Source organism: Bacillus sp. B15-48, from assembly GCF_016879755.1.
Lineage (GTDB): Bacteria > Bacillota > Bacilli > Bacillales > Cytobacillaceae > Mesobacillus_B.
In genome coordinates this window covers 58,390-71,090 of the sequence record NZ_WOFU01000010.1, presented here as the reverse complement: position 1 = coordinate 71,090, position 12,701 = coordinate 58,390, and the positions used below count along the sequence as shown (strand labels likewise).

The following is a 12,701-nucleotide window of genomic DNA, read 5'->3' as shown; positions in this document are numbered from 1 at the left end:
GATATCAATTATGAACAATGGGGGGACCCTCAACTGAATAAAGTTTGGTCAATCTTTTTATAATAATACAAATTTATCGGTGAATATCGTACATCATAAGAAAGATTAGGAATTTAAAAACCATGATAGTAGGGGAGTACATATGTCATTTCAACGGTGGATTCGAATTGTTTTGCCTGAAATTCAATTAATCGATTATGTAAAACAGCATGGCTTTAGAAAGCGAAAACAGCCAATGGGTCGAGTCATTCAAGCTTCCTCCCCTGCTCCTACCTATACACCAGGCAAAAGAGGAGGAAGTGTGGCTGCTGCTTCTGCCCATGGTGGTAGTCCGTTATCGTCGAGTGCCGTAAAAGAGGTTGCTGCTGATACAAAAAAAGGAATGATGCAACTACGAACGACCGGAAATCCTGAGCATTTGGATGAGGTTTTTGAACAAATCATTCAGTCCTTAAATGTACAAGTTCTTGAACAGCCTCAATACATTGAAAACTTGGTAACCGCCTATAAACGCGCTTTTCTTACTCGTAAAAAAGGAAATATCCAACAAACCCTTTTACTTGCTGGTCCTGAAGGGACAGGGAAAATGTTTAGTCTTTCCTTGCTCATCGAGCATTTGTATCAGCATCGCTTGATCCCTTATCGGAAAGTGATGGAAATCGATTTGGCCTCATATAGCGACCGGGAGATTCATACAAATTTTCTTACCGATTGCGCCGCGGCCTTTGAATTTGGGATAGGGACGGTTTGCTTCAAAGGAGTGGAAAGAGCACAAAGTGAAATCCTTCATTATATGACTGATTTAGTCACGAAAGGGTTTTTCCGAACCGATGCTGGGATTACTGTCGAAGCGGCCGACTTTTTTATTGTTTTTTCCCTAGAAGAGCCACTAGAAACGAAAGAGGAAGCGTTAAGCAGGCTGCCGATGGAAATTCGTTCCACCATTGATGAAACCTTGCTTTCGCAGCCATTGACGTTGAAGGCATTGAGCCAGTTAGTGTTTGAACGCGTTGGTATAATCCAAAGACAATTACAAGCAAATGCCAAAATTTCGTTGCAGTTTGGCGAAGATGCAGCCTTATTTTTAGCAGAGCATGCCCTACAATCAAAGCGATATGGTACGGCGTTATCGCATTGGATTGAAGATGATTTATTAGCAAAGCTAATGGATTTACGTGCCAGAAGAGTGGTTGAGCAAGGCGAACTAGTTGTTGTGGAAGTTCATGAAAATCAATTAGTTATCAAGAAAGGCGGGGAAATCATTCCTATTCTTCAAGTTTCAGATCAGGAAGAAGATACGCTTGAAGAGCTTTTAAAAGAATTAAATGAGCTGATTGGCCTCGCAAATGTGAAGTCCTTTGTCAAAGAGTTAATTGATACGGTAAAGGTTCAGAGCATGCGTAAAAAAGCGGGGCGAAAAGACCTTTCTTTCACGCTGCATATGGTCTTTTCCGGAAACCCAGGTACGGGCAAAACGACAGTTGCTCGTTTAGTCGGGAAACTATTAAAAGCGATGGGAATTTTATCAAAGGGACAACTAGTGGAAACAGCGAGACAAGATTTGGTCGGGCAATACTTAGGTTCAACGGCCCCGAAGACGAATGCGAAAATCCAAGAAGCTGTCGGGGGCGTCCTATTTATTGATGAGGCGTATACTTTGTCGCGTGATAAGCAAGACCCGTTTGGCCAGGAAGCGATTGATACGGTTGTGAAAGGAATGGAGGATTACCGCGAAGATTTCGTTGTCATTCTGGCCGGGTATACGAATGAAATGAATGACTTTTTAAAAGCAAATCCGGGCTTGCCATCCCGCTTTCCATTTTATGTGGAATTTCCTGATTACACACCTGGTGAGATGGTGGAGATTTGTGAAATGATGGCGTCGCAACGAGGGTATGAGATCGAAGAAACGGCTATCGATGAGTTGCAAACTCTTTTTGCGAAAAAGCAGGTACCCGGTAGAAACGATAGCGGCAATGGCCGGCTAGTCCGCAATTTGTTGGAGGAAGCGATCCGGAAACAATCAGCGCGATTAGTCGACCAAGCCGATGAACATCCGAATTTAAACCTTTTAATAAAAGAGGATTTCGGGATTGTTGAAGAACTGCCATTTAATCTGGAAGAAAAGTTAAATGAGATCATCGGTTTGGACCATGTGAAAACGTTCCTGCGTACGCTAGAGAAACAAATTCTTGTGAATAAGCGACGAAAAGAAGTTGGAATTGAAGTGAGAACGGAACAAACGTTGAACATGATTTTCGCCGGAAACCCGGGAACCGGAAAAACAACGATTGCTAGATATGTTGCAGAAATGCTGAGAAATCTTGATGTAATTAAGAAAGGACATTTGGTCGAAGTGGGCCGGACAGAGTTGGTATCGGGGTATGTCGGACAAACAGCAGAAAAAACGAAAGAGGTAGTACAGTCGGCTCTCGGCGGGGTTTTATTTATTGATGAAGCCTATGCCCTTGTTGATCAAAAGGGCGGAGTGGGCGAGGAAGCAATTAATGAACTTGTCCGTTTAATTGAAATGCACAAAGACAATTTGATCGTCATTTTAGCGGGCTATACAGATGAAATGAAGGAATTTTTAAAAGTGAATCCAGGCTTGGCCTCGCGTTTTCCGTTGCAGCTTGAATTTCCAGATTATGCACCAGAAGAAATGGTGCAAATGACAGAGTTGATGGTTCATTCGCGTGGTTTTCAGCTTGAAGAAGGCATTCAGAAGCCATTAAAAGATTGGTACGAACGAAATCAAATTGCCGGGAAAAAGGATGTTGGCAATGGTCGTTTAGTTCGAAATGCGCTAGAAAAAGCGGTTCGAAACCAGGCGGTCCGGATTGCCGATGAAATTGAGCTTTCAAACGATGAATTAACGTTATTAACACTCCATGATTTTGGTTTGGAAGCTGAAAAAGCACAACAGTCCGCCTTTGAAGAATTGGAAAAAATCATTGGCTTAGAGGAAGTAAAATCATTTGTGAAGAGTTTATCGGCGCAAATTGAAATGAATCGGCGACGGAAAGCGCTTGGCCTACCTGATATGGGCAGCCAAAGCTTGCATATGGTGTTTAAAGGAAATCCCGGGACCGGAAAGACGACCATTGCTCGGATTATTGCGAAACGTTTAAATGAATTAGCTGTCATTAAAACGGATCATCTCGTTGAAACAGACCGTTCTGGACTTGTCGCAGGTTATGTCGGACAAACGGCTTTAAAAACAAGAGATGTGATTGAAGAAGCACTTGGTGGAGTGCTGTTTATTGATGAAGCTTACAGTCTTGCCTCCGATTCGTTTGGGAAAGAGGCAATTGATACACTTGTGAAAGCGATGGAAGATTTTAAAGATGAGTTAGTCGTGATTGTTGCTGGTTATGAAAATGATATGGAGGAGTTTCTCCGTTTAAACCCGGGATTGCGATCACGCTTTCCAAATATTATTACCTTTAAGGATTACAACCCGAAGGAATTACTAAAAATCAGTCGCGTCACCCTCCATGGAAAAGGCTACAAAGCCTCGAAACAGGCAGAGGAGGCGATGCTCGATCTGTTCAAGACGGTTGCCGGACAAGTGGACAGCGGCAATGGACGGTTTGTTCGAAATGTTTGTGAAGAAGCGATTCGTAATCATGCGATTCGCCATTCGCGAAATAGTGAGGCTTCTGTCGATGAATTGACTACGATAGAAGCGGTGGATATTCGCAGAATGAAAGGAGAAGGGGAGAAATGATTAGGAATATGTTTCAAATCATTCTTTTGATTGCCTTTATTCCGATGTTCATTTTCATGTACTTCATGCTTGTTTTTAGCCCCTTCATGGCGGTTTCAGAAATAGCCGCGATAATCAATTATGAAGCACCAAAGGACAATGTCTATTTTGTTCTGTTATTTTTCATCAGTTTGATTATGTATTTATCGGTCAGGATTCAGAGCTTTCGAAAAATTTATGAGCGTTATCCTGTCCTCTGGCCGCTGTCGCAAATGATTTTTATCAGCTTAGTGGGTCTTGCTTTTGGGATGTTTTTTATGAATCTTTGGGCGGAAAATGAAGTCATTTCTAAGCCAGTCGCGATCATTTTGACGATGATTAGTTTTGTCCTTGCACGGGTTTTCATGTCTTATTGGTATGAAAAATATCCAATCAGCACGAAAATGTTTAAATGAAGGAAGTGGGATAAATGAGAAAACAGAAACGAAAGAATAAGCAGGGGATTGGTGAAGGGGAGGATAAAAATCGCAATCACCAAGAACAGGGACTGGATGCTTCCGCTCAAAGCCCACTTCCCCAAGAAGATTCTGAACAGGAATTGTTTTTCGCGGAAAAGAAATTTCGAAAGATTTTAGGGTGGCTAACGGTCTTTTTTATGATTTTTATGTTCGTGACGGAAGGGACAACAACGGAGGAAGTGGGAGCGGTGGAAGTGAAAAACCGGGTAAGCAGCGAGATTACTTCTGGTTTTACGTTATCTGCTGACAGTCAGTTTGAAATTGATGCCCGTGATTTTGAAGTGACCGGATTTGATGGTCATGGGACAGCAAGAATGCTCATATGGGATTATCGCGGAGATACCAATGATGAGGTGCAAATTTTAGTCGATGGACAGGTGATTCGTGAGGTTCATGTGTTAAACGGCAATGTGGCCGCCTATTCTGTTCCGGTTCCAAGCGTTGTCACGATTCGCGGGGTGGAAACCAATGCTGGGCAGCCGATCACGTACGCGGTGAAGTTTCCTGAACGCGATCAGACGATTTTCAATGTCGTGACAACAGGAAATAGCAATCAATATCAGTTGGTGCCAAGGTTTTAAGCCTGAGCTTGAGGCGGGTTGGCATTTTCTTTAAAGCAATTCCAAGTAGTAAATACTGATGAAACTGATACCTTTCCATATGAAGACCTGTGAAACAGCTATACTAGTCGAATTGGATAAAATTGGAGAAACAGCAGAACCGTCCCCGTGTTTCACGTTTCGCGTGTGTCTGACGTGCAAATAATATTTCATTCTACACCGAAATAAAATGCTGTGTCAATAATAAATTTGTGTTATTTTCAAATAAATGTTATAATCATTTTACAGTAGTTTTTTTGATCGTATTTCATATTCCTCTGTATTTGATTGCAGATAGAAATATGGATGCGTTTTTTTCATTTTCTTTCTTTTTAAACTGAAGAAAGATCCAAACAATCGTGTGAGCTTTAAAAGAAAGTTAGTTGAATAAAATCCATTTACTATCTTTAAGTACCGAGATTTTATTCTACAAGGAGGCCAAATTAATGAATCTAATCAATAAGAAAGTTACACACAAGCGTTATGGCATGGGTAGTATAGTCAAACAAAATGACTCTGTTATTGAAATACATTTCGCAACGGAAAATAAAAAATTTGTTTTTCCTGATGTATTTGGAGAGCACCTAAAACTGCATGATGAAAGTGCTGCTAATTCACTCGGAAAAACATTACAAAAAATAGAAAATAAACGAAGGCAGGAAGAATGGGAGAAGGAAGAGGCAACAAAACGAGAACGTGAAAATCTACAACTTCGCATGGAACATAAAAAACTGATGAAAAATCATAAACTTCATTCCGAATCACAAATGGCTTTTTGGTGTGACCAAGAAGAACAGGAAACTTCTTTTTCAGAGTGGAAGGTTTTTTCAGGCGTCATAAAAAGTGGGAATAACAAAGGGAAGCCAAATAAACCAATCCGTCTGTACCAAAATAGCGCTTGTCTATTAACAGCAATAGATCCCGGCATGCCTGAAAAAGGAAGACGGATTTTAGGTGTCTATATGGTGAATGAAAATTTTATCGGTAAGCTTTGTGAAGATGGATACATTCCTGCTCATTCAGAATATAGACTCCAACTTACAGAACAAGAATCGGATCAGATGCTTTTCTGGAAATATTATGTGAATGAAAAATATCCTGAGAAAATGACATGGAATTCAGGAAAATACCGTTATTTTGATAATTTATGGATGGCACAAATTTTGTCTGATATTGTTTCTTTGAAAAGTGACCCAACGGAACGAGAGTTGGCACAACAATTTTTTGAACATTTTTGTAAAATGAATCAGATTAATGATCAAGAGTTGCCAAAGCCTAATGGCTCATTAATGCGTATTTAGGCTTCGGGGTCTGTTCCGAGCTGGAGTATAGGGTTCCAAAAATAGTCTTCTCAATCGAGAAGACTATTTTTGGTTGATTAACTGTTCACAGCAGGCAGATGCGCAGGTGCTCAATTTAATGAATGATTCCGAACTTTATCTCTTGAGCCATTTTCATTTTTGATACCAGATTATGGTATGATTGAACTGTTAAATAGTATTAATATTAAATATTTGAACAAGTTTCACCCGAAAAGTGTTAGCGGCATCTTACGGGTAATGCTATCTACTACCAATTTAATTTTCTATATGGGAGCGATATACATGAAGGTTTATGTGGATGCCGATGCCTGTCCGGTAAAAGATATTATTATATCTGAAGCGAGAGATGTAGGAATTCCAGTCGTTTTGGTAACCAGTTTCTCGCATTTTTCCAATGCGGAACAACCATCAGGAGTGGAAACGATCTATGTTGATTCTGGTGCAGAGGCGGCTGATTATCGGATAATGGGCTTAGCAAAAACAGGTGATCTAATCGTGACACAAGATTATGGTCTCGCATCACTAGGGTTAGCGAAAGGATGCACTGTTCTGCATCATAAGGGTTATCGTTATACGAATGAAAACATCGATGAATTATTACAATCACGGTATTTGAGTGCGATGGCTCGCAAAAGCGGCAAACGAACAAAAGGACCTAAACCCTTTACAGCAGAGGATCGAGAAAAGTTCAGAGAACTCTTTAAAAAGGCGATTTCACATTGAATTCTAAAGGTGCCTGTCCCCTAGTACGTTCACTCTTTAGTAGAGTGGGCACCTTATTGCTATTCCATTTCTTCTTACATTTCATCTAGCTCGTTTGGATAGATAAGCTCTTCTATACTTTCTTCTTTGGCAGCTTCTTGGATTTTAGCTTCAGAATACACCTCCTATTTCTGAATGAGTCAGGTTTAGATAAGTCCTGTTTGCCATAATTGCTTTTTCACTGTACATATTTTTAGGAGACTACTTGAAGAATTCACAAAAAAATACACTGAATCCTTGTTATAATAAAAGAAAAACGGGGAGGTTTTGGACGTTGAGTGAAAGTCTGGAAAAGATTATTATCGATGTATTATGTGAAAAATTTACTCCATTTTTAATTTTAATATTCGGTTCAACTGTAAAAGGGACTCAACATTCCGAAAGTGACATTGATATAGCCTTTGCTCATGAAGAGAAAGAACTAGACAAATATGAAGTATTCCTAACCGCGCAAGATCTTGCATCTAAACTAAAACGCGAAGTTGACCTAGTTGATTTAAATCAGGTGAGTACGGTGTTTCAAGCCCAGATCGTTAGTACTGGGAGGGTAATTTATTGTACGGATGAGCAAAAAAGAGCTCAATTTGAGTTAAAGACTTTAAAGATGTATGCCAAATTAAACGAAGAACGCTCCCCAATATTAAAAAAAATAGACGAAAGTGGGAGAATTTATGAAAAATGATGTCATCCTAAATAAAATTAGTATCATTGAACGCTGCATTAAACGAATACAAGAGGAATATGCCAACAACCCCAAAAATCTGGAGAATTATACGAAACAAGATTCGATTATTTTAAACCTTCAGCGAGCTTGCGAGGCAAGTATTGATCTTGGTATGCATATTATAGCTGAAAAAAAATTAGGCCTTCCGCAAAAGAGCAGGGATGCGTTTTCATTTTTGGAAGCTGAGGGAATCATCTCCTCGTCTCTATCCAAAAAGATGCAGGCAATGGTAGGTTTTAGAAATATTGCTGTTCACGATTATCAAGAATTAAACTTAAACATCTTACAAAAGATCATTGAAAACCATTTAGTTGACTTTGAAAAATTCACCAAAACTATTCTGTTAATTTAATGTTTTCGGAACTTAGTATTTAAGTGTTCTTGTGACCAGTTTCTCGCATTTTTTACTGCGGAACAGCCATCAGGTGACACAAGATTATTGGCACGGTTCACTAGGGTTAGCGAAAGGATGCATCGTCCTTCATCATAAAGGCGATCGCTATATAATGAAAACATCGATGAACTATTACAGTCACGGTATTTGAGTGCAGTGGCTCGCAAAGGCGGCAAAGTACAAAAGGACCCAAATCCTTTACAGCAGAGAATGGAGAAAAATTCAGAGAACACTCATTATTTTGGTACGCCTTATAACTGTCTTAAAAGGAAAATATGAGGGTGGTTGGAACATAGGGTTACGCAATAGGCGAATTGGTTTTCACGGTCAAACAACGTGTCACTGTAAATGCGAATGGTAACGAAAAGGATATCTTTTAATAAAGATGTCCTTTTTGGCGTGTATGTCATACTATTTGTATCACTAGGTTAGTCGTATTTTATATATATAAAACGAATCGTTTCGTTCTTTGCGTATGAATGCGTTTTGTTCGCATAAATTATGAAGGGGATACTTGTAAGGAAAGAGGACTGCTGATGAAAGATACATTAATACATATGAGGGATAAACTGAATGACATTAGCCGGCGGAATCGTTCGATTCGGCTGCTAAAACTTTATAATAAATGGAGTTTTGATTTAACGGAGTTGGATATGCTTTCGACAGAATCAAATAGTACAGCAATTGTTGAAAAAATCATCAAACCATCAAAAAGTGAAATTGTCCTCCTGAAACCATCACTTAACGATGAGAATGCAATGGTCGTCTCAAAAAAATTGACTAATCTCTATCGAAATATGAAAGGGATTGAGGACGAGACAGGTGTTCATGACTTTTATCTCGGTTTTCCGTTTTTATCTGGATTTTTAGCGGACGGAACCTTTTTTCAAGCTCCGCTATTTTTATACCCGATTAGGCTTGAAAAGAATCATGTGAATTCGCAAAAATGGATGCTTAAACATGATGAGGGTGGCCCGCAAATCAATCGAACTTTGTTCTTGGCTTTTAAGAAATTGAACACTCATAATTTTACGGAAGAGTTTTTTGAAGAAGCAGCTGAAGTGGCGAAAACATATGATCTTCAAGAGTGGCTTTCCTTGTTAAAGCAACATGAAATACATGTTGCCTTTACACCCACAGGGTTGACAAGTTTAAAGGAATACAAGCAAGAGGACATTCCGGAAGTAGCCAATCTGACTTTATTAGAAAACGCTGTGATTGGCAATTTTCCTCAAGGGAGCTCTTCTTTAGTGAGAGATTATGATGCCTTGATTGATCTGTCAGAGGATGGCGACTTGTCATTAGCAGGTGAGTTGATTTCATCTAGTAATCAAGAGTTTTCCGAAGGTCAAGGAATGCGGACTGAAGAACAGGAGAAAAACGCACAAGACGATGACCTTTTCTCCCTTCTCGAAGCAGACGGCTCTCAAGAAGAAATCATCCGCGAAGCTCGTTATAAAAAGGGAATCGTCGTGCACGGACCACCTGGCACCGGGAAATCTCAGGTGATTGTCAACCTAATCACCGACGCCTTGAAACAAGAAAAGAAAGTTCTCGTCGTCTGCCAAAAACGTGCAGCACTCGATGTGGTGTATCAACGGTTAGACAGTTTAGGTTTAAGCAGTCATATCGCCCTCGTTCATGATGAGAAAAATGACCGGAAGAAGCTTTATAGTAAAATTGCTGCCTTACTGGAGCATAATCAAGTAAGCTATGAACAAGCAGTCAATGTCTTGACCTCTGTCTCCAACAAATTAGCTTCACAGGAAGAATTGCTGAACAGCATCGCCAATGCTCTCTACGAATTTCAAGATTACGGCTACCGGTTATACGATTTATACGGCAAAGCCAATCCTGTTGGTGAAACGAAACAAATGATCGATTTGACGGATTTGCTCGCGAGTTTAAACAAAGATCTTTTAGAGAATATTTCTGAAAAAGTCTATTCGTATGCAGAATGGTACGAGCCCTTTGGAGAGGATTCCTATCCATTAAAAATGCGAAAATCCTTTGCTTCCTTATCAATGAAAAACAAACTAGAACTGATTGAACTAATGGATCAATTGATTCAAAAGGCGAAGAAGTCAGGAGAATATTTGGAGTCACTAGATTACGAAAATATTACTCCGGCATACACATGGTTGATTGAAACTAAATTGGGAAAAATTTATCCGGATCTAGATGAAATGAATAAACGAACGCTCCAAGGCCTACGATTGTGGTGGTGGACGTCCTTTTCCGGCAAGTCGATTATTGAAGAACTGCTAGAAGGCGAGAAATTTAAAGGAACGAGTTCAACCGAGTGGTTAAAAATCAAGAAGTCTCTCGTCACGATGCATGACCTCGGCAAAGAAACGAAAAAAATGGCCGACGAAATGGAGAAACTGAAAAGCTATTTTGATGAATCGATGGTTGATGAGATGAAACGGCGAATTTCAGAAGGCGATCTTCCATTACGTCAATTAGATAAAATCGTCGAATATATTCACCGCGATTTCGAAGACCTCCAGCAAATGGACCGTTATTGGAACGATTGTACGGAATTAGAAAAAAAGGTCATACTCAAGTTACAAGACAAAGTGAATGACAGTGAGTCAGGATTGCCTGACTTTTGGGTAGACCTCTTCAGAAACTCGACCTATGTCCATTGGATTGACGAGACTGAAAAAAAGTATCCACAGGTACAGAAGGTTTCGACCAATGAGTTTGCCCGCATCCGCGAATCATTTGCCAAACTGATTGACGAAAAAAGAAAAGCAGCAACAGAGTATTTAATTCACACTTTAACAACAAATGTCGATCAAGCTCAAGCTGAAAATTTTAAAAGAATGAAGGAACTCAAACATCAAGTGGGCAAGAAACGAATGGTTTGGTCCTTAAGAAGGCTCGTAAATGAGTTTGCTCGCGACGGCTTGGTGGACATAATGCCCGTTTGGCTTGCTTCACCAGAAATTGTCTCAGCGATCTTTCCGTTAAAAGAAGGATTGTTTGATGTAGTCATTTTTGATGAAGCCTCACAGTGTACGGTCGAAAGTGGGATTCCAGCAATTTACCGTGCCAAACAATTAATTATTGCCGGAGATGAAAAGCAGCTGCCACCATTTACGATGTTCCAATCTTCTGTCGTGAACGATGAGGAAGAGGAAGAACAATACGACATCGATGAATCGAACAGCTTGCTCAATCTCGCGAAAAGAAGGTTTCCAGAGAAGATTCTCCAATGGCATTATCGCTCGAAATACGAAGAGTTAATCAACTTTTCAAACCATGCCTTCTATAATGGTTACGTCCAAATAGCGCCAAATGTCGTGCCATTTAAAAATCCTCCGGCGATGCAGTGGCAGAAGGTCGAAGGCAGATGGATCAACCAGTCAAATGAAGTAGAAGCCATCGAAGTGGTTCGGACGTTAAAAAACATCCTAGTTACACGACCAAATAAAACCGTTGGAATCATTACCTTTAACTCAAAACAGCAGACAAAAATTTTGGATTTGATTGAAAAGACAGCAGGCGAAGACGAAGAGTTCAGCGCAGTTTATCATCAAATGATGTCTAGGGACCTTGATGAACGAGTGTTTGTCAAAAATATCGAGAATGTTCAAGGGGACGAAAGAGACGTTATTCTTTTTTCAATCGGATATGCACGAAATGATGAAGGCAGAGTGTACAACCGCTTTGGAATGCTCAATCAAAAAGGCGGGGAAAACCGTTTGAATGTCGCCGTCACTCGCGCAAAAGAAGAAATCATCGTTGTGACAAGCATCGAACCGGAAGAACTGAATGTGGCGAACACAGCGCAATTAGGACCAAAATTATTAAAATCATACTTAAAATACGTCAAGGCAGTCGCGCATGTTCAACCTGAACAAATCAACGCCGTCGTCCAAGAAATCAATGAAAACGTCAACACCCAAGTTCAAATCAAAGATTTGCATTTTGATTCCCCATTTGAGGAGCAGGTCTATAAGGGATTAAGAGATATGGGCTATGAAGTCACCACACAAGTCGGCATGTCCGGCTACCGAATTGATCTCTCCATCGTTCACCCAAAAGACACCTCAAGGTATATTTTAGGAATCGAATGCGATGGCGCAATGTACCACAGCTCTGCCAATGCGAAAGAAAGAGACGTCTATCGCCAAAGATTCCTCGAAAGCAGAGGATGGGTCATTGAACGAATATGGAGTCGAAACTGGTGGCGGAACCCATCGGCTGAACTTGAACGAATCGATCAGAAAGTGAAAGAGTTATTGAAAAATGAACAGGTACGGGAGAAAATTGTGAATTAGGAGTAGGCAGTCTGGATCCGTGGGTTCAGGCTGTTTTTTTATTTGGATTGTGTTTTGACTAAATATAGTTATTCTATGGACATTTTGTGGGACTTCAAAGCGTTTCTAAATAAAGAGAGTGCACTTCGCAGGATGGTTGATCGAAATGTGCTTTTAAATAGCAAATGAATAAAATAGCTAAGACTCCGTTTGCGTCTAATGCAAAAGGAGTCTTTAAAAAAATATATGAATTCCTCCATTGAAAATTTTTGACATGAATTTCATACGAGATGACGCAATTACATAATCTTTAACGGTTTTTTAAATATAATTTATTAAATATTCACAAGATTTCATAATATGGGATTTATCTGTCGATTGCCAATGTGTATTTTTAGTAAATTG

At 39.9% G+C, this 12,701-nt stretch carries 8 protein-coding genes and 1 pseudogene; all 9 read left to right on the top strand.

The genetic code is table 11. From position 1 onward, the window contains the following. The first annotated feature begins 142 nt into the window (after positions 1 to 142). A complete protein-coding gene (locus GNT69_RS21780) occupies positions 143 to 3,730 on the top strand; it encodes an AAA family ATPase (protein WP_203557101.1) in 3,588 nt (1,195 codons plus the stop codon). Then, positions 3,727 to 4,164: a hypothetical protein gene (locus GNT69_RS21775; protein ID WP_203557100.1), complete on the top strand. Its 438-nt coding sequence runs from the start codon at positions 3,727 to 3,729 to the stop codon at positions 4,162 to 4,164. The genes GNT69_RS21780 and GNT69_RS21775 overlap by 4 nt, the downstream gene beginning before the upstream one ends. 14 nt (positions 4,165 to 4,178) lie before the next feature. Then, positions 4,179 to 4,808, top strand: coding sequence for a hypothetical protein (locus GNT69_RS21770; RefSeq protein WP_203557099.1), 630 nt, complete (start codon positions 4,179 to 4,181; stop codon positions 4,806 to 4,808). Positions 4,809 to 5,272: 464 nt separating this feature from the next. Then, positions 5,273 to 6,127 carry a malate synthase gene (locus GNT69_RS21765; RefSeq protein WP_203557098.1) on the top strand — a complete coding sequence of 285 codons (855 nt, stop codon included), beginning with the start codon at positions 5,273 to 5,275 and terminating at the stop codon, positions 6,125 to 6,127. A gap of 303 nt (positions 6,128 to 6,430) precedes the next feature. Then, positions 6,431 to 6,871, top strand: coding sequence for a YaiI/YqxD family protein (locus GNT69_RS21760; protein ID WP_203557097.1), 441 nt, complete (start codon positions 6,431 to 6,433; stop codon positions 6,869 to 6,871). 313 nt (positions 6,872 to 7,184) lie between these two features. Further along, positions 7,185 to 7,592, top strand: coding sequence for a type VII toxin-antitoxin system MntA family adenylyltransferase antitoxin (mntA, locus tag GNT69_RS21755; RefSeq protein WP_203557096.1), 408 nt, complete (start codon positions 7,185 to 7,187; stop codon positions 7,590 to 7,592). Further along, a complete protein-coding gene (gene hepT / locus GNT69_RS21750; protein WP_203557095.1) occupies positions 7,582 to 7,986 on the top strand; it encodes a type VII toxin-antitoxin system HepT family RNase toxin in 405 nt (134 codons plus the stop codon). The genes mntA and hepT overlap by 11 nt, the downstream gene beginning before the upstream one ends. A 73-nt stretch (positions 7,987 to 8,059) precedes the next feature. Continuing rightward, a pseudogene (locus tag GNT69_RS21745) lies at positions 8,060 to 8,285 on the top strand (DUF188 domain-containing protein); the annotation flags it as partial. Positions 8,286 to 8,564: 279 nt separating this feature from the next. Continuing rightward, a complete protein-coding gene (locus GNT69_RS21740; protein WP_203557094.1) occupies positions 8,565 to 12,317 on the top strand; it encodes an AAA domain-containing protein in 3,753 nt (1,250 codons plus the stop codon). The last annotated feature ends 384 nt before the right edge of the window (positions 12,318 to 12,701 follow it).